Source organism: Caulobacter soli (assembly GCF_011045195.1).
Lineage (GTDB): Bacteria > Pseudomonadota > Alphaproteobacteria > Caulobacterales > Caulobacteraceae > Caulobacter > Caulobacter soli.
Genome location: NZ_CP049199.1, coordinates 3011925 through 3036958 on the forward strand (window position 1 = coordinate 3011925; position 25034 = coordinate 3036958).

Sequence of the window (25034 nt, forward strand, 5' to 3'; positions counted from 1 at the left end):
TTCCTAGTTCGAGCGGCCGAGCGACGCCCCTACCCTTTCGGGTTGGCGGCTCAGACCTGTTCCATCTTGTTGTGCGCCTTGGCCAGGATGGTGTCGGCGTTGGCGATGAACTTCTTGACGTTGCGCGCGGCCTGCTTGATCCGCTGCTCGTTCTCGACAAGACCGATGCGAACATAGCCTTCGCCGTACTCGCCAAAGCCAATCCCAGGAGCGACGGCGACGCCAGCCTCCTCGATCAGCAGGCGCGAGAACAGCATCGAACCCGCGGCTTCATACTGCGGCGGGATCTTGGCCCAGGCGAACATCGACGCCGGCGGATTGGGGATGTCCCAACCGGCGCTCTTCATCGATTTGATCAGCGTGTCGCGGCGGCTCTTGTAGATGCCCCGGATTTCCTCGACGCAGTCCTGCGGACCGTTCAAGGCGGCGGCGGCGGCCACCTGCACCGGGGTGTAGGCGCCGTAGTCGAGATACGACTTCACCCGCGCCAGGGCCGCGCAGATGCGGGCGTTGCCGACCACCATGCCCACGCGCCAACCGGCCATGGCGTAGGTCTTCGACAGCGAGTTGACCTCGACGGCGATATCCTTGGCCCCATCGACCTGGAGGATCGAGGGCGGCGGATTGTTGTCGAAATAGATCTCGCCGTAGGCCACGTCGCTGATCACCAGCAGGTCGTGCTTCTTGGCCAGGGCCACGGCGTCCTTGTAGAAGTCCAGGTCCACCGACTGGGCGGTCGGGTTGGACGGGTAGGACAGGATCAGCACGCTGGGCGGCGGCACCGAGTGCTTCACCGCGCGGCTGATATTGGACAGGTACTGCTCGGGGCTCAGGGCCGGCACGTGGCGGATCACGCCGCCGGCCATGATGAAACCGAAGGCGTGGATCGGATAGGCCGGGTTCGGACAGATGATCACGTCGCCCGGCGCGGTCAGGGCCTGGGCCAGGTTGGCGAAGCCTTCCTTGGAGCCCAGGGTGGCGACCACCTCGGTGTCGGGATTCAGCTTCACGCCGAACCGGCGATCGTAATAGCCCGCCATGGCCTTGCGCAGGCCGGCGATGCCCTTGGACGCCGAATAGCGGCCAGCCTTGGGGTCGCGGGCGGTCTCGATCAGCTTGTCGACGATATGCTTGGGCGTGGGCATGTCGGGATTGCCCATGCCGAAGTCGATGATGTCCGTGCCCTCGGCGCGCAGGCGCGCCTTGATCTTGTTCACCTCTTCGAAAACGTAAGGCGGCAGGCGGCGGATACGGTGGAAATCGGAGGTCATGAAATGCTCATTGCGCCGCAGCGGCGCGCCGGGAGCGGATGTCGGGCATGGATAGACCCCAAGCGGGGTATAGCCAAGCCAGTTACGGGAATTTTATGCCTCCGTCGCCCTATTGGGGCTTGGACGGAGGCGCGGTAGCTCGGTCGCGCGACGCCTTTGCGAAGGCTTCGGTCGCGGCGCGGTCGGCGTCGGTGGGGATGTCGCTCGCCGGAACCTTGGCCACATCGCGGGCCGTGGACGCGTAGCCCTCGGTGTCGGACAGGGTCCAGGTGTTGGGCGCGGTGTCGCGCACGAGCTTGTCGCGCGCGATCTTCTCGGCGCCGACGGCCTGCTTGAACTGGACGGGCGTGCGCACGTCGGTCGGCAGCGGCGGGATGTCGACGAAGCGCGGCCGGGCGGCGTGCTTGGAATCCTTGGCCGCGGCGTCGGCGGCGGCGGCCACCGGCGAGTTGGGATCGGCCGGCGGCGGCGCGAACGGCGAGATCGACGACAGCGACGAGGCGCACGCGGTCAGGCCCGCCAGCAGGCCCGCCAGGACGCTGACTTGGGCCGCGCCGCGAAAGAGTACGCCGAGACGTACGATTTTGCCGGTTTCGTCGTTCATCTTGCCTCCGGTCTTATGCGATGATCGCGGCGAGCGAAAGGCCATCCGCGCCGCCGATGCGAGATGGCCCGAGACAAGACGGTGGAAGGAAGTCCATGGCCCCGACCGAAACCACCCCAAAACCGCGCAAAAAGCCCGCCGCCAAGACCAAAGCGACCCCGGCGGACGCCAAGACCAAGGCCAGGTCCGCCCCAAAGGTTCCGCCTCAAATCGATCCCGCGCCGGACTCCCGCGCCAAGGCCGCCGAATCGGCGCCGCGCACCGAGCAGCTCAAGCCGTCGCCGGCCTCCAGCGCCCTGCCCGACTTCGACGCCTTCCTGTCGCCGGCCCAGCGCCAGATGTTGGAGACCCTGTCGGCCAACCTGGCTCGCGCCGCCGTCACCGCCCAGGGCGCGATCGCCGAAGCCGCCCTGCGCCAGGCCGACCGGCCCGCCGCCCTCAGCCCCGATCCCTTCCATGTCGGCCCCGCCTTCAACGAGGTGATGACCAGCCTGGCCGCCCAGCCCGACCGGCTGCTGCGCGCCCAGGCCGACCTGTTCAGCCGCTACATGGACCTGTGGCAGTCGGCGGCCCGCAAGATGACCGGCGAGCCGACCCAGCCCGTGGTCTCGCCCGCCCAGGGCGACAAGCGGTTTAGCGACCCCGACTGGGCGTCCAACCCGATGTTCGACATGATGAAGCAGTCCTACCTGCTGTCGTCGAACTGGCTGAACGATCTGGTCGCCCAGGCCGAGGGCGTCGATCCGGGCGCCAAGCGTCGGGTCGAGTTCTTCACCAAGATGCTGACCGACGCCTTCTCGCCGTCGAACTTCCTGATCTCCAACCCCGCCGCCCTGCGCGAGGTGGTGCAGAGCCAGGGCGAGAGCCTGGTGCGCGGCATGGAGAACTTCGCCGCCGACCTGGAGCGCGGCGGCGGGCAGCTGGCCATCAGCCAGACCGACCTGGCCAAGTTCAAGGTCGGCGAGAACGTCGCCACCGCCCCGGGCAAGGTGGTCTATCAGAACGACATCCTGCAGCTGCTGCAGTTCGCGCCGACGACCGAGACGGTGCACGAGATCCCGCTGCTGATCTTCCCGCCCTGGATCAACAAGTTCTACATCCTGGACCTGCGCCCCGAGAATTCGATGATCCGCTGGCTGACCGGCCAGGGCTTCACGGTGTTCGTCGCCTCATGGGTCAATCCCGACAATCGCCAGGCCGGCAAGACCTTCGAGGACTACATGTTCGAGGGGATCTACGACGCCAGCCAGCAGGTCATGACCCAGACGGGCGTCGATAAGGTCAACACCGTCGGCTACTGCATCGGCGGCACCCTGCTGTCGTGCGCCCTGGCCCACATGGCGGCCAAGGGCGACAAGCGGATCAATTCGGCCACCTTCTTCGCCGCCCAGCAGGACTTCGCCGAGGCCGGCGACCTGCTGCTATTCACCGACGAGGCCTGGATCAAGACCATCGAGGAGCAGATCGACCGCCAGGGCGGCTACCTGCCCAGCCAGTCGATGGCCGACACCTTCAACAGCCTGCGCGGCAACGACCTGATCTGGTCGTTCTTCATCAACAACTACCTGATGGGCAAGGAGCCGCGGCCCTTCGACCTGCTGTTCTGGAACGCCGACCAGACGCGCATGCCCAAGACGCTGCACCTCTATTACCTGCGCAACTTCTACAAGGACAACGCCCTGACCCAGGGCCATCTGACCCTGGGCGGCGAGCAGCTGGACCTGTCGAAGGTCAAGACGCCAATCTACGTGCAGTCATCCAAGGACGACCACATCGCCCCCTATCCCAGCGTCTATCGCGGCGCGCGGGCGTTCGGCGGGCCGGTGACCTTCACCATGGCCGGCTCGGGCCATATCGCCGGCGTGATCAACCATCCGGACGCCAACAAGTACCAGCACTGGACCAATGACAGCCTGCCCGCTTCGGTCGAGGGCTGGCGGGCGGGCGCGCAGGAGCATCCCGGTTCGTGGTGGCCGCACTGGGCGGCCTGGCTGAAGGCCAAGTCTGGCAAGCAGGTACCGGCCCGCGATCCCGCCAAGGGCGCCCTCAAGCCGATCGAGGACGCCCCGGGCAGCTATGTCCGCGTGCGGTCGAACGCGACCTAGATCAGCCCCACCTCGTAGGCCAGTTCCACCGGCATCGCCTCGGCGCGGTCGATCAGCGGCTGCACGCGTTCCAGGTGCTCGGTGAAGCGCGGATCCCTGCGGAAACGTTCGGCGTCCTGCGCGGTGTCGAAGGACGAGATCAGCACCACCACGCCCTTGGCCGGCGACTTCAGCATCCGGCTGCCGCGCACGCCCTGCACCTGACCCCGCACGCGCGTGAACTGGGCGTGCTGCAGGGCGACGAATTCGTCGAACTTGCCGGGCTTGGTTTGGATGATGCTGACGCTGAAGACCGGCGGGTCGGACAGGGCGGCGGCGACCGTGGCGCGATCGGGAACGGTGAGCGTGGTCATGGAGGCTCCTGGAAAGGCGTTGCCGTGAAAGGAGCCTCCCGTGTAAAACCTCAACTAAAGTTGAGGTCAAGCGCCAATGTCCAAGCCCGTCGATCCTGTCTTTCCCGGCGGCGGCCTGAGCGTCGGCGAGGTGGCCAGGCGCAGCGGCGTGGCGGTCTCGACCCTGCATTTCTACGAGACCAAGGGCCTGATCTTCAGCCTACGGACCAATGGCAACCAGCGGCGCTATCCACGCGGGATCCTGCGGCGAGTGGCGGTGATCAAGGTGGCCCAGCGCACCGGCATCCCCCTGGCCTCGATCCAGGCCGCCCTGGCCCGCCTGCCCGACGGCCGCGCCCCGACCGCCGAGGACTGGGCCGAGCTGTCGCGCGCGTGGCGGGCCGAGCTGGACGACCGCATCCGCCGCCTCACTCAGCTTCGCGACCAGATGGACGACTGCATCGGCTGCGGCTGCCTCTCGATGAAAGCCTGCCCGTTGCGCAATCCCCACGACGCTCTGGCCGCCCAGGGCGCCGGCCCCCGGCTGCTCGAACCCGAAGTCAGCTAGCGCCACGCCGAAGACCCACGTTCGCCCAAAACTCGCCGGGTTTCTGGCCGAGCTTGCCGGCATGGGACTCAACCGCCGGACCGCGCTGGGGATGCTGGTCGCGACGCCGCTCTTCGGCGCCGGCGAAGCCTTCGCGCGCGGAGCCCCGGCGACCGGCGAGCGCCTGGCCCAGGCCGCCCGCGACCAGGTGGGCGTCACCAAGGACTACGATCCCAGCTACCGCGCCATCCCCTACCCCAACGGCGACGTCCTGCGCTCGACCGGGGTCTGCGCCGACGTGCTGGTGCGCGCCGCGCGCGACGCCTGGCGGGCCGACCTGCAGCAGCTGATCCACGAGGACATGACCCGTAACTTCGACGCCTATCCCTCGCGTCGCGCCTGGGGGCTGAAAGGACCGGATTCCAATATCGACCATCGCCGGGTGCTGAACCTGGAGACCTACCTGGCCCGCCAGCACGCCCGACTAGCGGCCGCGCCGCCCAGGACCGCCGGCGACCGCTTCGACGATCCGCTCCCGGGCGACATCCTGACCTGGCGCGTCTGGGGCGGTCGCCCGCACATCGGCGTCGTCAGCGACGGACCCGACCACGTGCGCGTCGTCCACAACATCGGCTGGGGCGCCAAGGAGGAGCCGCTGTGGATGTTCAAGCTCCACACGGCCGTCGGGCACTATCGCTGGCGGGCGTGAGGGCCTAGAGCCCCGCGCCTTCCTTCAGGCCCAGCATCAGGTTCAGGTTCTGCACCGCCGCGCCCGAGGCGCCCTTGCCCAGGTTGTCGAGCAGGGCCACCAGGCGGACCTGGCCGCTGTTTTCCGAGCCGAACACGAACAGCTTCAGGCGATTGGTGTTGTTCAGGCCTTCGGGGTCGAGCGTGGCCAAGCTCTTGGCCTCGTGCAGCGACGCCACCTCCACGAAGGCCTCGCGGGCGTAGTGGTCGGCCAAGGCCTCGTGGATCTCGGTCATCGAGACGCTGCCGTTCAGCATGCCCAGGTGCAGGGGCAGCTCGACCAGCATGCCCTGGGCGTAGCGCCCGACGGCCGGGGTGAAAATCGGCCGGGTCAGCAGGCCGCCATGCGCCTGGATCTCGGGCAGGTGCTTGTGGTTCAGGCCGGTCGCATAGATGCGGTACGGAACCTTGGTGTAGTTCGGCGAGGTCTCGTCCTCGAACTCGGCGATCATCGCCTTGCCGCCGCCGCTGTAGCCCGACACGGCGTTGAACGAGATCGGCAGGTCCGCGGCGATGATGTCGGCGCTGACCAGCGGCCGGACCAGGGCGATGGCGCCGGTGGCGTAGCAACCGGGGTTCGAGACCCGCGTCGACCAGGCGACCTTGCCGCGCTGTTCCTCGTCCAGCTCCGGAAAGCCGTAGGTCCAGCCGGACGCGGTGCGGTGAGCGGTCGAGGCGTCGATCACCTTGACCTTCGGGTCTTCGATCAGGGCCACGGCTTCCTTGGCCGCGTCGTCGGGCAGGCACAGGATCACCGCGTCGGCGCTGTTCAGCATCGCCTTGCGGGCGTCGGCGTCCTTGCGCTTGTCCGGGTCGATCGAGACCAGTTGCAGGTCCTTGCGACCGACCAGGCGCTCGCGGATCTGCAGACCCGTGGTGCCCGCTTCGCCGTCGATGAAGACCTTGGAGGTCATGCGCCTCGTCCTACCCAATCAAAGGAGCGGACGATCTATCCTACTCCGATGGGGAGCGAAACAGGTCTTGGATCGCGGAGCGCGGGGTTTGTCGCGCGGCGGCGACCTGGGCGGCGGCTTCCGGCCCCAGAACCTTCTCGGCGATGGCGCGCGACAGCATCCGGGTCCCCTCGCCTCGCGCGTCCAGATGGTCGCTGTCGACGAAGAACGAGTCCCGGTAGGCCTCGTCGTCATAGGCGTTGATCAGCTGGATCGGCACGGCCCACGGGAACAGGCCGACCACCTCGATCAACTCGCGAAAGAGCGTGCTGGACCGCGTGCCCAGGGTGTTCCGATAGAGCGACGTCACCGGCGGGATGACCAGGGTCACCCCGTGCCCCAGGCGATTGGCCAGGGCCAGGATCTTCAGCAGGTAGTAGTCGGCGCCGGACTCGTAGTTGTGCCTGATGTGCGACAGCAGGCGGGTCTTGAACTCCGAAGCCGCGACCGCGCCCTTGTCGTTGGGAAAGAAGCCGGCGTAGCCGTCAAGCTTGGCGGCTTCCTCGATCAGGGTCGCGGCCATGCCCTCCCGCAACTGCTGGCTCAGGGCCTGGGTCAGGTTGTTGAGACGGTCGGACTGGTACTCGACGCCCAGGTCGAACAGCGCGCTGAACAAGGGGCCGATATCGCCGTCGTCCGGGTCGAGCTCCAGCACATCGCCCGGCGAGGACACGGAATAGAACAGGACGATGTTCTTCAGGTTCGGACACAGCGCGATGGCGCGCTGATACAGATAATAGCCGTGCTTGAGATCCAGGGACCGGTAGCAGAGATTGAACGAATTGGGGATGGAGGCCGGGTCGAAGGCATGGTCGCCGTGCGACGCGCCCAGGACGATCGTTTCCAGCGTGTCGCTCGCCTGCTCCAGCATGACGCGTTTCGCGCCCAGCGGCAGGATCGACTCCCGGACGGCCTGACTGACTTCCATGACGCCCTCGATATCCGCTGCGAGATGGAAGCGCGTCACCAAGCGTGAGCACGGCCATCGATCGGGCCGGAAGGTACCGGTAGATTCGGGGTTTCAGGCAAAAAAAGAGGCCGCGGAAACCACGGCCTCTTTCTTCGAAATAAAAGTCTTCGAACTTGAAACGCTTAGCGCTTCGAGAACTGGAAGCTACGACGGGCCTTGGCCTTGCCGTACTTCTTACGCTCGACGACGCGGCTGTCGCGGGTCAGGAAGCCGTGCGGCTTCAGCAGGGTGCGCAGGCCGGGCTCATAGTAGGTCAGGGCCTTGGACAGGCCGTGACGCACGGCGCCGGCTTGGCCCGACAGGCCCGAGCCTTCCACGGTGACGACGACGTCGAACTGGCCTTCGCGGTCGGTGACCTGGAAGGGCTGAGCGATCATCATCCGCAGCACGGGACGGGCGAAATAGACTTCCTGGTCGCGACCATTGATCGTGATCGTGCCCTTGCCGGGCTTGATCCAGACGCGGGCGATCGCGTTCTTGCGCTTGCCGGTCGCGTAGGCGCGGCCTTGGGCGTCGATCTTCTGGACGGCCGGAGCGGCCGCTTCAGGGTTGCTGGACAGGCTGGCCAGCGCGTCAAAGCCTTGAGCTTCAGACATGACTTAGGCGCTCCGGGTGTTCTTGGCGTTGCGCGAAGCGAAATCGATCGCTTCCGGGCTCTGCGCTTGGTGCGGGTGCTCACCGTTGTTGTAGATGAGCAGGTGGGTCAGTTGCTTGCGGGCCAAGGGGCTTTCCTTGGGCAGCATGCGCTCGACGGCCTTTTCGAGGACGCGTTCCGGGAAGCGGCCTTCCAGCAGCTTGCGCGGGGTGGTCGACTTGACGCCGCCCGGGTGACCGGTGTGGCGGTAGTAAACCTTGTCGTCCAGCTTCTTGCCGGTGAACTTCACCTTGTCGGCGTTGATGACGACGACGAAGTCGCCGCAGTCAACGTGCGGGGTGTAGTCGGGACGATGCTTGCCGCGAAGACGCATGGCGATGAACGTCGCCAGACGACCGACAACGGCGTCCTGGGCGTCGACCACGATCCACTTCTTCTCGACCTCGGCGGGCTTCAGGGAAGCCGTGGTCTTTTGCATGGGATTGATCCGTATTCCTTGTGCGTCGGGGGCCAAGGAAAGCGGCTCCGTCTGCGTGAGGGGCGGCAGGTACAGGAGCGTTCGAGGCCTGTCAACAATGCACGCGCAAGAAACTCCGCAAACCCTTACAGCATAAGGGATTTCGTGATGAGGTATTATGATACCTCATCACGCCGCTCGTCTCGTCATCCTCGAACTTGTTCCTGCTCAACCGCCGCTGAAACGCAAACGGGGCGCCGCATACGCAGCGCCCCGTCTTTCATCTATGCGAAAGCCGACAAAGGGGTGCTCGGGACGAGCCCGAGGATGACGGTCCCTATTGGGCGTCGAAGCCGTAGGCGTGGCGCATGATCTGGTAGATGTAGCTCTCCTCGACCACGCCATGGACCAGATAGGCGCCGGGACCATCGGCGAACACGCCCACGTCCTCGCCCGAGTGGGCGCTGCTGGGCAGATTGGCCAGGGCCTGCTGGTGGTAGTCGATATCGTCGGTGTCTTCCTTGGACGGATCGGCGCGCAGGTTGTTCCCTTCCGTGCCGCCCGGGCCGGTGGCGAAGCTCAGCACCGTGTAGGGCTTGCCGTCGCCGGCCAGGATCGGTTCGCCCTCGTTGCCCGCCAGGCCCAGGATCGGGGCGTTGCGGTTGGCGTAGCCCGAGATCACCAGGCCGTGGCTGTGGTCGGCGGTGACGATGACCAGGGTGTCGTCCAGGTTCACCTTGGCCAGCACCGCCGAGATCGCCTTGGAGAACTCGACCGTCTCGGAGAGGGTCCGCTTGGCGTTGTTGAGGTGGCTGCCCATGTCGATCTTGCCGCCCTCGACCAGCAGGAAATAGCCCTTCGGGTTCTGGGACAGCAGGTCGACGGCCTTGGTCGCCATGGCCGCCAGGGTCGGCACGCCCTCGCCCAGCACCGGGCGCTCGACTTCGTAGGGCAGGTGTTCGGTGGCGAACAGGCCCAGCACCGGACCGGTCTTGGTCGGATCCAGCGCCGCCAGTTGGGCGTCGGTGGTGACATAGGCCGCGTTCGGGGTCTTCAGCCATTCGGCGGTCAGGTCGCGGCCGTCGGCGCGCTTGCCGTCCTTAGCTTCGGGCAGGAAGCGCGAGCGCCCGCCCCCGAACGCCACGTCCAGACGGATGGCGGCCGGGGCCTCGACCAGCTGACGCGCGATGTCGATGCAGCCAGCGGCCAGGGCGTCGCTGGGCATGTCGCCGTCGCCTTCCCAGTCGCGATAGGCGGTGTGGGCGTAGGTGCCGGCCGGGGTGGCGTGGGTGATGCGGGTGGTGGTCACCGCGCCGGCCGACAGGCCGTGGGCCTTGGCCAGCTCGGCGATCGTCTCGACGCGATTTCCGGCTTCGGCGGCGCAGCTTTCCGGCTTGGCCGCGCCCGTCAGGCCGATGACCTTGTTGCGGGTCTTCACGCCAGTGGTGATGGCGGTGATGCCGGCGGCGCTGTCGGTGACCTGGGTGTCGTGGCTGTAGGTCTTGGACAGAGCGGTCCAGGGCAACTTCTCGAATGACAGGCTGTTGCTCTCGCCGTCGACGCCGCGCTGTTGGCCTTCATAGATGCGGCCGGCGGTCACGGTGGAAATGCCCATGCCGTCACCCAGGAACAGGATGACGTTCTTGGCCTTGCCGGTGCGAGGATTGACGGTCAGGGCCTTGGCCAGAGCCGCCTGGCCCGCCTGATAATAGGCGTCGGCCGGGGCGGCGTTGGTCACGGGAGCCGGCTTAGCGGCGGGCTTGGGCGCGGCGTGTGCCGTGGCCGACAGGGCGACGAGGGCGGCGGCGAGAAACAGGGAAGCGCGGGTCACGGGGAGCTCCAGCAAGGACGTCGGACGTCCTGTGCTGAAGTTTCATGACAGTTCTTCGAGCGGTCGCTTCGAAAGCCCTGCGTCCTTCGAGGCCCTCTGCGCGGGCGCCTAGGGCCGCCGCACGCGCCAGGCGAAGGCCGTGGCGGTGGCCAGCAGGATCGCCGCCCCGGCCTGGTGCAGCACGCCCAAGGCCAGCGGCACGGCCGTCATCAGGGTCCAGATTCCCAGCCCCGCCTGCACGCAGACCACCCCGACCAGCACGAAGGCCACCAGCTTGGCCTCCTGCGGCAGGCGACGCGAGCGGCTGGCGGCCACGCCCACCACGATGGCGGCGACGAACAGGGCGTAGGCCATCAACCGGTGGTGCAACTGCACCGCGCCCTGGCTGTGGGCGATCGTGCCCCAGAAGCCGTGGCCGGCGTATTCGGCCGGGATCAGCGCGCCGTTCATCAGCGGCCAGTCGTTATAGACGAGCCCCGCGTCGTTGCCGGCCACCAGGGCGCCCAGAAGGCTCTGGAAGAACACCGCGGCGAGGAAACCCAGGGCCCAGCCGCGCCAGTCGGTGCGCTCTTCGATGCGCGGCGAACCGGACCAGGCGTCCAAGGCGGTCCACACCAGGGCGATGAACAGCACCAGGGCCAGGCCCAGGTGGGTCATCAGCCGCTCCGGAGCCACCGAAACCCGCTCGGACAGGCCGCTGGACACCATCCACCAGCCGACCAGCCCTTGCAGGCCGCCCAGGCCGAACAGCACGGCGCACCGCCAGATCAGGCGGCGCGGGATCATCCGGCGGATCAGGAAGAACACGAACGGCAGGGCGAACACCATGCCGACCAGACGGCCCAGCAGCCGGTGCGCCCACTCCCACCAGAAGATGCCCTTGTAGGCCTCCAGCGTCATGCCGGCGTTGACCAGCTTGTACTGCGGGATCTTCTTGTAGAGCTCGAAATTGGCCCGCCAGGCCTCGTCCGACATCGGCGGCAGCGCGCCCATGATCGGCTTCCATTGGGTGATCGACAGGCCGGAGTCCGTGAGGCGCGTCGCGCCCCCGACCACCACCATGCCAAACACCAGGACAGCCACGGCGAACAGCCAGATGGCCACGGGTCTCGAACGATCGGAACGCAAGAAGGACGTCATGACAGCCGGTAAAAACGTCAGTTGGGGGCCGAAATACGGCGAAGCCTTGCCGTACGCCTGCCGCGCGCTCGCGTCCATGGCCCATGACGCGTAAGGCGGCGCGTGCGATGATGCGACGAGCTTCGGGGGTTGGAGAACATAATGAGCGGGGTTGGCGTGTTCGTGGCCGTGGTGATCGGCATCCTGGCCGGCTGGGTGGCCGACCTGACGCTGGCCCGCCGCCACAGCCTTTTCACCAAGCTCTTGATCGGCGTCGTCGGTTCGTTCATCGGAACCTTCATCGCCCAGCGGCTGGACCTGCGGTTCGACGGCTTCCTCGGCAGCCTGCTGGTCTCCAGCGTGGGCGCGATCTTCTTCCTGGCCGTTCTCGGCATCGTATCCAGCGTCTTCCGGAGACCCGCTTGAGCGCTCCCCTTATTCCCGCTCGCCTGCGCAAGCTGATCGGCGGGATCGGCATCATGGTGTTCCTGGGCGTCTGGATCTGGGCCTTCACCAGCCTCTACGACTACCTGCCCAACAATCGCGCCGTGCACCTGATCTATTTCGTGATCGCCGGCATGGGCTGGGGCCTGCCGCTGATGCCGCTGATGTCGTGGATGGGCAAGGCGGACAAGCCGATCGGACGCTAGAGGCTCACGGACTTGCCCCCACCTGGCGGCTTCGCCGCCTGTCCGCCCCCATAGGGGGCGAAGGCTTGGAGCGCCTCTTCCCCCTCTGGGGGAAGACGATCGCGAAGCGATCCGTAGGGGGCAAGTGATCGCCGACATCCACGTAGAGCGTCTGCTTCCCAAGCAGAATGTCGGAAACGAAAAAGGCCGCCCCGGAGGGCGGCCTTTCCACTCTTCCGGTCTCCAATCCCCACGGGGAGGAATGGTCGGAGCGACAGGATTCGAACCTGCGACCCCTTGACCCCCAGTCAAGTGCGCTACCAGGCTGCGCCACGCTCCGATCCGGAAGGAGCGCCCTTATAGGTGCGGCTTTCTCCGGGGGCAATGGGATTCCTGAGCGATTTTCAGCGCCCCTCAGGCGCCCCGCAAAAGCCCGTCCAGCCGGGCTTTGACGGCCTGCAGGTCGCCCAGCGCCATCACCAGCCGCCCCCGCGCTTCGTCGGCCAGCTCGCTCCGCGGAGACGAATCGACGGCCGCGGCGACGGTCAGGACGTCCAGCGAGGCCGAGCCGTTGTCGCCCAGGCCCGCGGCGATCACGTGGGTGAGGCCCTGCTCGCGGTGCAGCTTCTGCACACCCTTGATGGTGTAGCCCTCGGCGTGCAGCAGGGCGCGCACGCCGCTCAGCACGGCGATGTCCTGCGGGCGGTAGAACCGCCGCCCGCCGGCCCGTTTCATCGGGCGAATGAACGAGAACTTGGTTTCCCAGAAACGCAGGACGTGCTGCGGCACGCCCAGCTCGTCGGCGGCTTCGGAAATCGTGCGGAAGGCGTTGGGCCCCTTCGCCACCGCATGATGCCCCTTAGCCGCCCAAGGCGCGGTCGATTCGCGCCTTCATGACTTGCGAGGCCCGGAAACCGATCACCCGGCGGGGCTCGATCTCGGCCGGCTCGCCGGTCTTGGGATTGCGACCCATGCGGGCCCGCTTGTCACGCACCTGGAAGACGCCGAAGCCGGAAAGCTTGACCGTCTCACCCTGCTCCAGCGCCTCGGCGACCAGATCCAGGGTGCGTTCGACCAGGCCCGCGCAGTCCTGGCGGGTCAGACCGACTTCTTCGTGGACCGCCTCACAGAGATCGGCCCGGGTCAATGTCGCGCCTTTCATGACGCCCCCTTACGCTTGATTGACAAACCCCAGAGCGCGCGCGTCAGACAGGGTCGAGCCCCGTGTTTCTGCAACGCGCTCTCATCAACTCAAGCCTGCATGCCGTGATTATCGCATGGAGTCAAAGGCTGAGCGCCAAGACTTGAGACGATAGCGCAAGCTAGCGGCTGAAAACGGCCAAGCTTTGGTTAAAGGCGCACCACGCAGGCGCCCCAGGTCAATCCGCCGCCCATCGCCTCGAGCAGCAGCAGCTGTCCCGGCTTGATCCGGCCGTCGGCGATTCCCTGGGCGAAGGCCAGGGGGATCGAGGCGGCCGAGGTGTTGGCGTGCAAGGCGACCGTCGAGATCACCTTGTCCTCGTCGATGCCGCAGCGATGGGCCACGCCGGCCAGGATCCGCTGGTTGGCCTGGTGCGGGATGAACCAGTCGACTTCGGGGACGGTGACTCCCGCCATCTCCGCCGCGGCGAAGATGGCCTCGGAGATGTTGATCACCGCGTGCTTGAACACCTGGTTGCCCAGCATGCGCAGCTTGCCGACCGTGCCCGTCGTCGACGGACCGCCGTCGACATACAGCAGCTCCTGCTTGGTGCCGTCGGCGCGCAGGGCGAAACCCAAGACGCCTTGGTCAGCCGTGGTCCCCTGCCCTTCGCGCGGCTCCAGCACCACCGCGCCGGCCCCGTCGCCGAACAGCACGCAGGTGCCGCGGTCGGTCCAGTCCATCAGCCGGGTCATGGCCTCGGCCCCGATCACCAGGGCGCACTTGGCGTGCCCCCGGGCCACGAAGCCGTCGGCGACGCTCAACGCGTAGACGAAGCCCGAGCACACGGCCTGGACGTCGAAGGCGATGCCGATCGGCGCGCCCAGCTTGCGCTGGACGATGGTGGCCGTGGCCGGAAAGGTCATGTCCGGCGTGGTGGTGGCCACGATGATCAGGTCGACGTCGGCGGCGGTCTTGCCGGCCTTCTCCAGCGCCTGCTGGGCGGCGCGGAACGCCAGGTCCGAAACCGGCTGGTCGTCGGCCACCTTGTGGCGCTGGCGGATGCCGGTGCGTTCGACGATCCACTCGTCGCTGGTGTCCACCGTCTCGGCCAGCTGGCTGTTGGTGACCACATTGTCAGGCAGATAGGCCCCGACGCCGGTGACGGCGCTACGTATCAAGCTCACTCGGAAGCTCCCTGGCCTTCGGCGCCCGACGCGCCTCCGGTCCCTTCTTCTGCACCCGACTTGAGGCCGGTTTCGGTCAGACGTTTCAGGTTACGATCGATTTCCGCCGAAAAGTCGCTGCGCGCAAGATCGACGGCCACGCGTATCGCCGAGGCGTAGCCGATGGCGTCCGCGCCGCCGTGACTCTTGACCACGATGCCGTTCAGACCCAGCAGCGGTCCGCCATTGACCCGGCCCGGGTCCAGGCGTCGGCGCATCTTCTTCAGCGCGCCCGAGGCGATCACCGCGCCCAGCATGGCCAGCGGACCGGAGGTGAAGGTGGACCGGATCTCGGCGGCGAAGAAGCGGGCCAGCCCTTCGGCGGTCTTCAGGGCGACATTGCCGGTGAAGCCGTCGGTGACGACCACGTCGACCGTGCCCTTGGCGATGTCGGTGCCTTCGACGAAGCCGCGATAGTCGAAGTCCAGCTTGGTCTCCTTGAGGATGGCGTGCGCCTCGCGCACCTCCTCATGGCCCTTCTGGTCCTCGGACCCGACATTGAGCAGGCCCACGGTCGGGCGCTGCGAGCCGTGCACCGCGTGGTGGAAGGCCGCGCCCATGATCGCGAACTCGAGCAGCTGCTTGGCGTCGCTCTCGACATTGGCGCCGACGTCCAGCACGGCCGAGACGCCGGTCATGGTCGGCCAGCTGGCCACGATCGCCGGGCGCTCCAGATTGGCCCCCATGCGCAGGATCAGCTTGGAGATCGCCATCAGGGCGCCGGTGTTGCCGGCCGAGACGCAGGCGGCGGCCTCATTGTTGCGGATCGCCTCGACCGCGTTCCACAGGCTGGTGCCCTTGCCCCGGCGCATGGCCTGGGCGGGCTTCTCCTCCATCGAGATGGCCTTGTCGGTGTGGCGCACTTCGCTGACGGCGCGCGCGTCGGGCGACTTGGCCAACTGGGCGTTCAGTTGGGTCTCGTCGCCGTGCAGCAGGAAGCGGACGTCGGGAAGACTCTTGGCGGCCAGCGCCACGGCGGGCACGATCACGGACGGGCCGTGATCCCCGCCCATGGCGTCGATCGAAATGACTACGGGTTGAGGCACGAGGCGCTATCGGCTCCTGAAAGCGGCGCACCGCCCATTCAAAGGTGACGCGGCAAGGCGGCGGGACGATACAGCCGCGAGAATATCACGCAAGCGGAAGGAGACGGCCATTTCAGCCCCCTTCCCCTCCAGTGTCGGGGTCGCTCTTCAGCTTTTTCAACGCGGCGAAGGGCGAAAGGTCCACCGGTTCGACCGGAGGCTGGAAAACCGCGCCCGGCTTGCGGGGGAACGGATCCAGCTCCAGGGCCAGGTGCTCGATCACATAGCCGGAGACGTCGATGGTCTCGCCCTCCAGCACGTCCGGCGGATCGTCGCCCTCGGGATCGAGCGCCAGGTCGCCGTTCTCGTCGGGCGAACTGTTCTCGCTGTCGGCCGGCAGGACGCGGACCGAGAACCGCGATTCGATCGGCTCCTCGAACTCCTCGGCCGAAACGCCGCACAGTTGGACGACGCGAGCGCGGATCAGGCCCGAGATCTCGGCGCCGTCCAGCCAGGGACGCAGGAACACCTCGGCGTCCAGAGATTCCAGGGACACCAGGTTCAGGGTCTTGGCGATGTCCGCGCGCTCGGCGGCGTTCGGCTCGAAGCGCAGATCTAGGCCGCTACGGCCCATCCGGCCCAGGGTGACGCTGTAAGGCCAGGGATTGATCACGCCTTCGGCCATTGGGCCTCTCCTTGCAGCAGGGTCTCGAGCGGTTGCGCCGCCAGTTGGTCACGCGCGGCGACCACATAGTCCGTCAGGGCCGCCACGTCGCCCTCGCCGCGCTCCTCGAAGGCCGTGCGGGCCAGGGCGGCGCTCAGCACCGAGCGGTCGGGCAAGGCGTTGGCCGCTTCGTCGAACGCCTTCAGGCGGCCATAGGCGGCGCCGACCAGCTTCTTCATCTTCTTGCCGACCGCGGTGTCGGACACGCCGATCTCGCGGAAGGCGTCGTCCAGGCCGCGCGTATAGGCGTTGAAGGTCTCCTGCGAGACCTCGGCGGCCGACTCGCCCTGGGCTTTCAGCCGCTCCAGCAGCAGGGCCACGTGCAGGGTGAACAGCTCGAACCGTCCCTCCATCGAGTCGTGCACGCCCATCCGAGCGTAGAACGCCGGCGAGCGGGCCTGAGCCACCGCCGAGGCGTACAGTTTGCCCCCCGCCGCCTTGGCGGGCCTGGGTTTGAGCAGCCGGTCCAGAAACATCACTTCGCCTCGATTTCGCCGCGACACGGAACTAGTTAGCCGTTCGATCCACGCGGACCATTGAACTAAGCCCGCGCGGGCGATAGGTCAAAGTCAGCCTGCTCAAGGTTTCGGAGCCTCAATGTCTCGTCCCGCCGTTCTCGCCGCCGCTGTCATCGGCCTCGCCGCCGTCGCCGGGGGCTGTACGCCGCTCACGAGCTATTCGGGCTTCCAGGCCATCGAGGCCAAGCCGACCGACATGAAGATCGGCGAGGACACCAAGTCGACCGTCACCGAGAAGCTGGGCTCGCCCTCGGCCACGTCGACCTTCGACGCCAACGCCTGGTACTACATCTCGCAGACCACCGACCGCGTCGCCTTCTATCGGCCCCGCGTGATCAAGCGCGACGTCGTGGCGATCAAGTTCAACAAGGACGACGAGAAGGTCGCCTCGGTCGACACCTACACGCTGAAGGACGGCAAGGTCATCGCCTATAACGGCCATGAGACCCCGACCCGCGGCCGCGAGATGACCATCCTCGAACAGCTGCTGGGCAACGTCGGCCGTGGCGGCATGCTGCCCAACGACGACCAGGACGTTCCGGGCAACCGCCCGCAGGACCGCCGCTAGGCCCACCTGACGTCGCGGGAAGCTTCACCGTACGGTCTGTTAAGATTAAGCGGCTGAATTTCCGCGACAATTTGCCCAAATATCAACGGTTTCTAAACGACGTTTCATACAATCTCCGGAAGCAAGGCTGCGGCGACGTACCCTAGCCCAGCAACTTCCGGGGGAATGACTTTTGAGCGCGCCCGATCTGCGTCCTTTGACGGTGCTCATCATCGACGACAACGAACCGATGCGCGAGATCATCGCCACGGTCCTGAAGTCGCTGGGCATCCGTAAGATCTTCGTGGCCAGTGACGGCGTCCAGGCGCTGAAGATCGTCACCGAGCGCGAAATCGACATCATCTTCACCGACCTGATGATGCAGCCGGTCGACGGCCTGGCCTTCGTGCGCTGGGTGCGCACCTCGCCGGCCAGCAGCAACCCGTACACGCCGATCATCATGATCACCGGCCACGCCACCCGCGCCAGCCTGGACGAGGCCCGCATGGCCGGGGTCACCGAGTTCCTGGCCAAGCCGCTCACCGCGCGCGGCGTGCTGCACCGGGTCAACGAGGTGATCAACAATCCGCGCGACTTCGTTCGGACCGCCGCCTATTTCGGCCCCTGTCGCCGACGCAAGATCAACCACGACTATATCGGCGAGGAACGGCGCGGCGCCGCCGCCAAGGACAGCCTGCCGCCCTTCACCGACGCCTATGGCCAGGCCGATCCCGAGCCGGTGCTCAATCCGGAAGACGTGTACTGATCATAGACCGCCGGCCCGGCCGCCTGCGACAACCCGCCACATGAACGCAAGACAACGACGCGCTCTGGGAACGTTCAGACGAGGCAGCGCTTTATGGCTCCCATCGGACGCGTCGAGCGCCCGACAGAACATCGTCGGAGATTACATCATGAAGCGCACTCTTCTCGCCCTGGCCGCCCTGGCCACCGTCGCCGCCGCGCCCCTGGCCGCCCAAGCCGCTCCGTGGCAGTCGGTCAACCAACGCCAAGCCAACCTTGAGCAACGCATCGACCAAGGCGTTCGCAACGGTTCGCTGACCCGCTCGGAAGCCCAGCGCCTGCGCGGCGAGTTCCGCTCGATCAGCCGCCTGGAAGCCAGCTATCGCCGGTCGAACGGCCTGTCGATGCGCGAACGCGCCGACCTGGACGCCCGCTTCGATCGCCTGAGCCGCCAGATCCAGGTTCAGCGTCACGACCGTGACGACCGCCGCCATGACGGTCGCCGCAGCTAAGCCGCACGACCGTCCCCAAATGAAAACGCCCCGGAGGGAAACCTCCGGGGCGTCGTCATGTCAGGTTATCGGTTCGATCAGATCCCGTGGGCCAGCACCGCCAGCAGCAGCAGGGCCACGATGTTGGTGATCTTGATCATCGGGTTCACGGCGGGACCCGAGGTGTCCTTGTAGGGGTCGCCGACGGTGTCGCCCGTGACGGCGGCCTTGTGGGTGTCGCCGCCCTTCTTGTGGACCACGCCGTCCTTGTCGGTGAAGCCTTCCTCGATCACCTTCTTGGCGTTGTCCCAGGCGCCGCCGCCGCTGGTCATCGAGATGGCGACGAACAGGCCGGTGACGATCACGCCCATCAGCATGGCGCCGAGCGAGGCGAACGCGTCGACCTTGCCGGCGATGGCCTTGATCACGAAGAACAGCACCACCGGCGAAACCACCGGCAGCAGGGACGGCACGATCATCTCGCGGATCGCCGCCTTGGTCAGGATGTCCACGGCCTTGCCGTATTCCGGCTTGGTCTCGTAGGTCATGATGCCCGGGTTCTCGCGGAACTGGCGGCGCACCTCGGCCACGACCGACTCGGCCGCCCGGCCCACGGCCGTCATCGACATGCCGCCGAACAGGAAGGGCAGCAGCCCCCCGAACAGCAGGCCGACCACGACATAGGGGTTGGACAGGTCAAAGGTCACCGGACCCATGCCGTCGAAGAAGCTGCCCGCCTCGGCGTGGGCCGAGAAGAACTTCAGGTCCTCGGTATAGGCGGCGAACAGCACCAGCGCGCCCAGGCCCGCCGAACCGATGGCGTAGCCCTTGGTCACGGCCTTGGTGGTGTTGCCCACGGCGTCCAGGGCGTCGGTGGTGACGCGGACTTCCGGCGGCAGGCCGGCCATTTCGGCGATGCCGCCGGCGTTGTCGGTGACGGGGCCGAAGGCGTCCAGGGCGACGATGAAGCCGGCCAGGGACAGCATGGTGGTGGTGGCGATGGCGATGCCGAACAGGCCCGCCAGGTTATAGGTCACCAGGATGCCGACGATGATGGTCAGGGCCGGCAGGGCCGTGGATTCCAGCGACATGGCCAGACCCTGGATCACGTTGGTGCCGTGACCCGAGACGGAGGCCTGGGCCACCGACTTCACCGGGCGGAAGTTGGTGCCGGTGTAGTATTCGGTGATCACCACGATCAGCGCGGTGACGGCCAGGCCGGCCAGGCCGCAGAAGAACAGGGCGTTGGCGTCGAAGCTGCGGTCGCCGACGGTGACGGCGGTCGGCACCAGTTGGTGGATCACATAATAGACCGCCGGGATCGACAGCACGCCCGTCACGATCAGGCCCTGATAGAGGGCGCCCATGATGTTCTGCTTCTTGCCCAGACGCACGGCGAACGAGCCGATGATCGAGGTGACGATGCAGACCGCGCAGATGGCCAGCGGCAGCAGCATCATCGACGACACCGCCTCGGTCCCGCGGAAGAAGATCGCCGCCAGCACCATGGTGGCGACCGTGGTCACCGCATAGGTCTCGAACAGGTCGGCGGCCATGCCGGCGCAGTCGCCGACATTGTCGCCCACGTTGTCGGCGATGGTCGCGGCGTTGCGGGGGTCATCTTCCGGAATGCCGGCTTCGACCTTGCCCACCAGATCGCCGCCCACGTCGGCGCCCTTGGTGAAGATGCCGCCGCCCAGACGGGCGAAGATCGAGATCAGGCTGGCGCCGAAGCCCAGCGAGACCAGCGAGTCGACCACCACGCGGTCGGTGCCGGCATGTCCCGTCTGCAGCAGGAGGGCGAAATAGCCGGCCACGCCGATCAGGGCGAAGCCCGCCACCAGCATGCCGGTCACGGCGCCGGAGGTGAAGGCCATCTTCAGGCCCGCCGCCAGGCTCTCGGACGAGGCCTGGGCGGTGCGGACATTGGCCCGGACCGAGATCAGCATGCCCGCGAAGCCGGCCGCGCCCGACAGGATCGCGCCCAGGGCGAAGCCGACCGGCTGTTCCCACGACTTGAAGAAGAAGCCCAGCAGGGCGATGACCACCACGCCGACGATCGCGATCGTCGTGTACTGGCGGTTCAGATAGGCTTGGGCGCCCTCCTGGATCGCCCCGGCGATTTCTTGCATTTTCGCATTACCGGGCGAGGCCCGCATCAACGACGCCGTCTGCACGGCGCCGTACAGCACCGCCAGCAGCCCGGCCCCAATGGCCACATAAAGCCAAGAACTCATCAGTAATCCGCCCTCTTTGCGTTTCCATCACGAGAGGGTCGCCGGCTTGGCGGGATACGATCATGAAAGACCGCCCCCAGCCGCGCACGGTGGACGGGCCTATTGGCCTCTTGCCCCCTCGATGCTCCCTGATGGCGTCGACACGACGCCAAGACGACGACAGTGCCAAATGGCCGCAGGGTGTCAACCGCTTGCGGGAACAGCGTTCCGTCGGGGTCGGGCGTGGAGAGCGCTAGGGGACGATGTTGGGGTCGCCGGCCGTCTCCACGGGCGCGGCCCGCTTGGCCTGGGTTCCCGGCTTGGGCGGCGGCGCGATGAAGTTGCGCGGCGTCTGCTTGACGATGGTGACCAGCGCCACCTTGCCCGGTCCGATCAAGCCGTTGGTCTCGCGCAGGATCGAGGCCTTCAGCCGGGTCTCGTCGAGGGCGACATAGCTGTCTGGCCGCACGAAGGGCTTGCTGTGAGCTTCGCGGACGATGGCGTCGCGCAGCATCGGCTCCTTGCCCTCGAAGACCACGGGCAGCACGCCCTCCTTCAGGGTGAGGGTCATCTGCAGGAAGACGTAGTTGATCAGCTTGCCGTTCACGATCACCGGTAGGGCCATCGACTGCAGCTTGATCACCGGATCGGGCGCGGCCTCGCCTTCCTTGCCCTCCTTCTTCTCCTTCTTGGCCGAGCGCGCGAAGGCCGGCGTCGCCAGCAGGGCCAGCGAGGCGGTCAGGAAGGCGCGGCGGGCGATGGGCGCGGGACGGGTCATGCCCATCGCCTTAACCAAGAAGGCTTGAGGTTTGGTTGCCGGACGGCGGCGCGACCCTTGCCTCCCGTCGCCCAGCCTTCATTCTGCGCGGAAGTCTGGGGGGTCATTCCATGAAGTCAGCCTTTGGCGCCGTCGCCGCGAGCTTCGTCCTGTCTTCGACGGCGTGGGCCGCCGAGCCCTGGACGGGCGCCTGGCCGACCTTCGTGAAATTCGCCAACGGCGCCAGCGCGGCCACCTTGGTCCTTTCGGAGGAGAACGGCGCGATCAGCGGAACTTCAGGACCGCTGGACGAGAACGGATACTGGCCGCTGGTCGTCAAAGGTCGGTCGACCGTCGCCGGCGCGACGCTGAACTTCCTGCGTCGCGACAAGCCGGTCGGAACCGTGGTCCTGACCCGCAACGCCGGCGGCTTCATGGGGACGGGCGCGCTGTATGGCGTGGCGGTGCGCATGACCGGGACCTCCGCCGCCGCGCCCAAGCCGGCTGTCCGGCGCGAGTTCACGCCCCAGACCTATTCGACCCGTTTCGATGGTCAAATTCCGCCCGTGCTGCATCTGTCGCCGGGCGATGCGGTGAAGACCTCGACGCTGGACAACGAGGGACGCGACCGGACGCTGGCGTGGCGGGGCATGCCGGGCAACACCCTGACCGGGCCCTTCTATGTCGACGGAGCCATGCCCGGCGACACCCTGGTGGTCCGTCTCGACAGCGTCACGCTCAACCGCGATGTCGCCCACATGGCTTCGAGCCGCCTGAACGGGAAGGCCGTGCAGGCCGGCCACGTCCAGACGCCGGTCCCAGGCTGGAACCGGGATTGGACGCTGGACCGCGACAAGGGCGCCGCGCGGCCCGCTTCGGCCAGCGGTCGGCTGGCCGGCCTCGCCCTGCCCCTGGCGCCGATGGTCGGTTCGATCGGCGTCGCGCCGCCCAGCAACCAGGGCCTGGCCGCCGGCGACCTGGGCTTTCACGGCGGCAATCTCGACTACAGGCGGCTGACCGCCGGCGTGACGCTGTACTTCCCGGTTTATCAGGCTGGAGCCCTGCTCTCGCTCGGCGACGGCCACGCCTTGCAGGGCGACGGCGAGATCACCGGCCAGGGGCTGGAGACTTCGCTCGACGTGACCTTCACGGTCGACCTGATCAAGGGTCGCAATCTGGGCCAGGTCTGGAGCGAGGATTCCGAGTTCGTCATGGTGTCGGGGATCGACAACTCGCTGGACGACTCTCTGAAAATGGCGACCAGCGGCTTGGCGCGATGGCTGGCCGAGCGCTACGGCCTCAACGATTCCGAGATCGCCGCCCTGCTCGGCGCGACCGTGGAATACGACATCGCCGAAGTGGTCGACCCCCGCCCCCACGTCGTGGCCAAGATCAGCAAGAAGACCCTGGCCATGCTGGGCGAGCCCAGGCCGTGACCGCCGTCAGCCGTGCAGCCAGCCCAGGCGTTCGGGGGTGATGTCCTTGCCCTTGAACAGGGCGCAGATCCCCTCGCCTTCCACGAACTCGCCGATGTCGCGCACGGGCACGCCGGCGGCCATGGCGGCGGCCTGGAAGGCGGCCACGTCGGTGGGATCGACGGCGCAGACGATCTCGTAGTCATCGCCGCCCGAGGCCAGCGACATCCGTGCTTCGCCGGCTTCCGGCTGGGCGCCCAGCCAGTGGCGGGCGCCGGGCGACAGCGGCAGGCGGTCCAGGTCGACCTTGACCCGCAAGCCGCTGGCCTTGGCCACGTGGGCGGCGTCGGCCAGCAGGCCGTCGGAGACGTCGGCGGCGGCGCGGGCGTAGGCGCGCAGGGCGTCGCGGATGGCCAGGCGCGGCGGCGGCAGGCGATAGCGGCGCACCAGGCCGCCGTCGGGATCCTCGACCTCGCCCCAGTGGGCCAGCAGGCCCAGCCAGCCGTCGCCGATCGTGCCGGACACCATCAACCGGTCGCCGACCCGCGCGCCCTTGCGCAGCACGGCGTCGCCGCTGGGCACCCAGCCCAGGAAGGTGGCCGAGACCACCATCGGACCCGAGGTGGTGACCGTGTCGCCGCCCAGCAGGCTGACATCGTAGAGCTCACCGTCCTCGGCCAGGCCTTGGGCGAAGGTCTCGCGGTCGGTGAGCGTCGTGCCCGAGGGCCAGCCCACGGCCAGGAAGTAGCCGTAAGGGACCGCGCCCTTGGCGGCCAGGTCGGAGAGATTGGTGCGCAGCAGCCGCTTGGCCACCACGTCCAGGTCCTCGCCGGCCAGGAAGTGCACGCCGGCGACCATGGCGTCCTTGGTGATCACCAGGTCGTAGCCGGGACGCGAGGGCAGCACGGCCGCGTCGTCCAGCAGGCTGAGCGCCGCGGCGTCGCCACGGGTCAGCGGCCGCAGCAGCCGCTCGATCAGGCCGAATTCGTCGACAGGCGGCGCCGCGGCGGGCGTCGCGGCCTCGTCGAACCACGCGTCGTCGACCGCCGGCGCTTCCGCCGTCGGTTCGTCGAACCAGTCGTCGTCAGCCTCTGGCGTCACGCGCGATGGCGTCCAGGGCGCCGTTGATGAAACCGGATTCCGGTCCCTCGAAGAAGGATTTGGCGATCTCGACATATTCGTCGATCACGACCTCTTTGGGCACATCGGGGCGATGCATCAGCTCATAGGCCCCCGCGCGCAGCACGGCGCGGGCCGTGGCGTCCAGGCGCTCCAGCTTCCAGCCCGAGGCCAGGCGCTTGACGATGGCCTGATCGACGGCGGCCTGGTGGCCCACGACGCCCTTGGCCAGTTCGGCGAAGAAGGTCTCGTCGGCCTGGGCCAGGCGGTCGGTGTCCGGACCATCGACATCACGGTCGAAGCGATGCTCGGAGAATTCGCGGACCACCGCGTCGACGCCGACGCCGGACACTTCCATCTGGTACAGGGCCTGGACGGCGGCCAGGCGGGCCACCGAGCGCGGCTGGATGCGATCGCCCCGGCTCATCGCGCTTGTCCCAGCAGTTGACGCTTCAAACCCACGATCTCCAGACATTCCCGCGCGGCCTTGCCGCCCCGGTCGCCTTCCGACGTCCGGGCCCGGCTCCAGGCCTGGTCCTCTTCCTCGACGGTCAGCACGCCGTAGCCGATGGCCAGGCGCTTGCCGAACGACAGGTCGTTGAGCCCGCGCGCGGTCTCGTTGGCCATGATCTCGGAATGATAGGTCTCGCCCCGGATATTGACGCCCAGCGCCACATAGCCGTCATAGCGCACGCCGACGGGCCGATGACCAGCCTCCTCGGCCAGGGCGATGGCGGTGGGGATCTGCATCGCCTCGGACACGGTGATCACGTCGTACTCGGCGCCCTGGGCGTCGATCGCCTGCGCCGCACCTTGCAGCAACGCGTCGGAAAGCCCCGAATAGCGCCGGGCCTCCACGATCAGCAGGCGAATCTTGTCTTCCACCATAGTCCTTAGAATTCTCCTCGACGGGACCGGTCACTTCGCACCAAACGGCGCCGTCGCAAAATC

The 25034-nt window shown here is 67.3% G+C and carries 29 protein-coding genes and 1 tRNA gene; 9 read left to right on the top strand and 21 right to left on the bottom strand.

Features of this window, described 5'->3' with window-relative positions; translation table 11 throughout:
* Positions 1-50: 50 nt before the first annotated feature.
* A complete protein-coding gene (locus G3M62_RS13885) occupies positions 51-1271 on the bottom strand; it encodes an LL-diaminopimelate aminotransferase (RefSeq protein ID WP_165187941.1) in 1221 nt (406 codons plus the stop codon).
* A gap of 109 nt (positions 1272-1380) precedes the next feature.
* Positions 1381-1875, bottom strand: coding sequence for a hypothetical protein (locus G3M62_RS13890; protein WP_165187942.1), 495 nt, complete (start codon positions 1873-1875; stop codon positions 1381-1383).
* A 95-nt stretch (positions 1876-1970) separates the two neighbouring features.
* On the opposite strand from G3M62_RS13890, the gene G3M62_RS13895 reads away from it, so the two are divergent.
* Complete coding sequence (locus G3M62_RS13895; RefSeq protein ID WP_165187944.1) at positions 1971-3980, top strand: class I poly(R)-hydroxyalkanoic acid synthase; 2010 nt, start codon at positions 1971-1973, stop codon at positions 3978-3980.
* Here G3M62_RS13895 and G3M62_RS13900 read toward each other — a convergent pair.
* Positions 3977-4333 carry an antibiotic biosynthesis monooxygenase gene (locus G3M62_RS13900; RefSeq protein WP_165187946.1) on the bottom strand — a complete coding sequence of 119 codons (357 nt, stop codon included), beginning with the start codon at positions 4331-4333 and terminating at the stop codon, positions 3977-3979. The genes G3M62_RS13895 and G3M62_RS13900 overlap by 4 nt on opposite strands.
* Positions 4334-4409: 76 nt before the next feature.
* On the opposite strand from G3M62_RS13900, the gene soxR reads away from it, so the two are divergent.
* Positions 4410-4880 carry a redox-sensitive transcriptional activator SoxR gene (gene soxR, locus G3M62_RS13905; RefSeq protein ID WP_165187948.1) on the top strand — a complete coding sequence of 157 codons (471 nt, stop codon included), beginning with the start codon at positions 4410-4412 and terminating at the stop codon, positions 4878-4880.
* Between the two features lie 61 nt (positions 4881-4941).
* Positions 4942-5568 (top strand): DUF1287 domain-containing protein, encoded by a 627-nt coding sequence (locus G3M62_RS13910; protein ID WP_165187950.1) that lies wholly within the window; start codon positions 4942-4944, stop codon positions 5566-5568.
* A 4-nt stretch (positions 5569-5572) separates the two neighbouring features.
* Here G3M62_RS13910 and argC read toward each other — a convergent pair whose 3' ends face one another.
* The 6 genes from argC to G3M62_RS13940 all read right to left on the bottom strand — a co-directional run bounded on the left by argC (position 5573) and on the right by G3M62_RS13940 (position 11552).
* On the bottom strand, positions 5573-6520 hold the full coding sequence (argC, locus tag G3M62_RS13915) for an N-acetyl-gamma-glutamyl-phosphate reductase (RefSeq protein ID WP_165187952.1): 948 nt from the start codon (positions 6518-6520) through the stop codon (positions 5573-5575).
* Positions 6521-6560: 40 nt separating this feature from the next.
* The gene (locus tag G3M62_RS13920) at positions 6561-7487 is read right to left on the bottom strand and encodes a hypothetical protein (RefSeq protein ID WP_165187955.1); all 927 of its coding nucleotides are present in this window, start codon (positions 7485-7487) and stop codon (positions 6561-6563) included.
* Positions 7488-7651: 164 nt separating this feature from the next.
* Positions 7652-8125: a 30S ribosomal protein S9 gene (rpsI, locus tag G3M62_RS13925; protein ID WP_165187957.1), complete on the bottom strand. Its 474-nt coding sequence runs from the start codon at positions 8123-8125 to the stop codon at positions 7652-7654.
* Between the two features lie 3 nt (positions 8126-8128).
* A complete protein-coding gene (gene rplM / locus G3M62_RS13930; RefSeq protein ID WP_165187959.1) occupies positions 8129-8602 on the bottom strand; it encodes a 50S ribosomal protein L13 in 474 nt (157 codons plus the stop codon).
* Between the two features lie 316 nt (positions 8603-8918).
* Positions 8919-10412 carry an alkaline phosphatase gene (locus G3M62_RS13935; protein WP_165187961.1) on the bottom strand — a complete coding sequence of 498 codons (1494 nt, stop codon included), beginning with the start codon at positions 10410-10412 and terminating at the stop codon, positions 8919-8921.
* Between the two features lie 108 nt (positions 10413-10520).
* On the bottom strand, positions 10521-11552 hold the full coding sequence (locus G3M62_RS13940; protein WP_165187963.1) for a COX15/CtaA family protein: 1032 nt from the start codon (positions 11550-11552) through the stop codon (positions 10521-10523).
* Between the two features lie 141 nt (positions 11553-11693).
* On the opposite strand from G3M62_RS13940, the gene G3M62_RS13945 reads away from it, so the two are divergent.
* Complete coding sequence (locus G3M62_RS13945) at positions 11694-11957, top strand: GlsB/YeaQ/YmgE family stress response membrane protein (protein ID WP_165187965.1); 264 nt, start codon at positions 11694-11696, stop codon at positions 11955-11957.
* Complete coding sequence (locus G3M62_RS13950; protein ID WP_165187967.1) at positions 11954-12181, top strand: DUF2842 domain-containing protein; 228 nt, start codon at positions 11954-11956, stop codon at positions 12179-12181. Before G3M62_RS13945 ends, G3M62_RS13950 begins: the two co-directional genes overlap by 4 nt.
* Positions 12182-12423: 242 nt before the next feature.
* Here the strand turns inward: G3M62_RS13950 and G3M62_RS13955 are convergent.
* From G3M62_RS13955 to G3M62_RS13985, 7 genes are all read right to left on the bottom strand, one after another.
* Positions 12424-12500, bottom strand: a tRNA-Pro gene (locus G3M62_RS13955).
* Between the two features lie 74 nt (positions 12501-12574).
* Positions 12575-13006 carry a MerR family transcriptional regulator gene (locus tag G3M62_RS13960; protein WP_165187969.1) on the bottom strand — a complete coding sequence of 144 codons (432 nt, stop codon included), beginning with the start codon at positions 13004-13006 and terminating at the stop codon, positions 12575-12577.
* A 13-nt stretch (positions 13007-13019) separates the two neighbouring features.
* Positions 13020-13322, bottom strand: coding sequence for an integration host factor subunit alpha (locus G3M62_RS13965; RefSeq protein ID WP_029915189.1), 303 nt, complete (start codon positions 13320-13322; stop codon positions 13020-13022).
* A gap of 188 nt (positions 13323-13510) precedes the next feature.
* Positions 13511-14488, bottom strand: coding sequence for a beta-ketoacyl-ACP synthase III (locus G3M62_RS13970; RefSeq protein WP_165187971.1), 978 nt, complete (start codon positions 14486-14488; stop codon positions 13511-13513).
* Complete coding sequence (gene plsX, locus G3M62_RS13975) at positions 14485-15573, bottom strand: phosphate acyltransferase PlsX (protein WP_246263274.1); 1089 nt, start codon at positions 15571-15573, stop codon at positions 14485-14487. Before plsX ends, G3M62_RS13970 begins: the two co-directional genes overlap by 4 nt.
* A gap of 112 nt (positions 15574-15685) precedes the next feature.
* A complete protein-coding gene (locus G3M62_RS13980) occupies positions 15686-16237 on the bottom strand; it encodes a YceD family protein (RefSeq protein WP_165187973.1) in 552 nt (183 codons plus the stop codon).
* Positions 16222-16752 (bottom strand): ubiquinol-cytochrome C chaperone family protein, encoded by a 531-nt coding sequence (locus G3M62_RS13985; protein ID WP_165187975.1) that lies wholly within the window; start codon positions 16750-16752, stop codon positions 16222-16224. The genes G3M62_RS13980 and G3M62_RS13985 overlap by 16 nt, the downstream gene beginning before the upstream one ends.
* A 121-nt stretch (positions 16753-16873) precedes the next feature.
* Here G3M62_RS13985 and G3M62_RS13990 point away from each other — a divergent pair, with 121 nt between their 5' ends.
* The 3 genes from G3M62_RS13990 to G3M62_RS14000 all read left to right on the top strand — a co-directional run bounded on the left by G3M62_RS13990 (position 16874) and on the right by G3M62_RS14000 (position 18597).
* Positions 16874-17362 (top strand): outer membrane protein assembly factor BamE, encoded by a 489-nt coding sequence (locus tag G3M62_RS13990; protein WP_165187977.1) that lies wholly within the window; start codon positions 16874-16876, stop codon positions 17360-17362.
* A gap of 172 nt (positions 17363-17534) precedes the next feature.
* On the top strand, positions 17535-18107 hold the full coding sequence (locus tag G3M62_RS13995; RefSeq protein ID WP_165187979.1) for a response regulator: 573 nt from the start codon (positions 17535-17537) through the stop codon (positions 18105-18107).
* Between the two features lie 148 nt (positions 18108-18255).
* A complete protein-coding gene (locus G3M62_RS14000) occupies positions 18256-18597 on the top strand; it encodes a hypothetical protein (protein WP_165187981.1) in 342 nt (113 codons plus the stop codon).
* Positions 18598-18674: 77 nt separating this feature from the next.
* Here the strand turns inward: G3M62_RS14000 and G3M62_RS14005 are convergent, their stop codons facing one another.
* Both G3M62_RS14005 and G3M62_RS14010 read right to left on the bottom strand, forming a co-directional pair.
* Positions 18675-20813 (bottom strand): sodium-translocating pyrophosphatase, encoded by a 2139-nt coding sequence (locus tag G3M62_RS14005; protein WP_165187983.1) that lies wholly within the window; start codon positions 20811-20813, stop codon positions 18675-18677.
* 232 nt (positions 20814-21045) lie between these two features.
* The gene (locus tag G3M62_RS14010) at positions 21046-21570 is read right to left on the bottom strand and encodes a hypothetical protein (RefSeq protein ID WP_165187984.1); all 525 of its coding nucleotides are present in this window, start codon (positions 21568-21570) and stop codon (positions 21046-21048) included.
* Between the two features lie 110 nt (positions 21571-21680).
* On the opposite strand from G3M62_RS14010, the gene G3M62_RS14015 reads away from it, so the two are divergent.
* A complete protein-coding gene (locus G3M62_RS14015; protein WP_165187985.1) occupies positions 21681-22985 on the top strand; it encodes an acetamidase/formamidase family protein in 1305 nt (434 codons plus the stop codon).
* 6 nt (positions 22986-22991) lie between these two features.
* Here the strand turns inward: G3M62_RS14015 and thiL are convergent, their stop codons facing one another.
* From thiL to G3M62_RS14030, 3 genes are read right to left on the bottom strand one after another with little or no spacing between them, the layout of a single operon-like run.
* A complete protein-coding gene (gene thiL, locus G3M62_RS14020) occupies positions 22992-24140 on the bottom strand; it encodes a thiamine-phosphate kinase (RefSeq protein ID WP_165187986.1) in 1149 nt (382 codons plus the stop codon).
* The gene (gene nusB, locus G3M62_RS14025; protein ID WP_165187987.1) at positions 24049-24510 is read right to left on the bottom strand and encodes a transcription antitermination factor NusB; all 462 of its coding nucleotides are present in this window, start codon (positions 24508-24510) and stop codon (positions 24049-24051) included. The genes thiL and nusB overlap by 92 nt, the downstream gene beginning before the upstream one ends.
* Complete coding sequence (locus G3M62_RS14030; RefSeq protein ID WP_165187988.1) at positions 24507-24971, bottom strand: 6,7-dimethyl-8-ribityllumazine synthase; 465 nt, start codon at positions 24969-24971, stop codon at positions 24507-24509. Before G3M62_RS14030 ends, nusB begins: the two co-directional genes overlap by 4 nt.
* Positions 24972-25034: the final 63 nt, after the last annotated feature.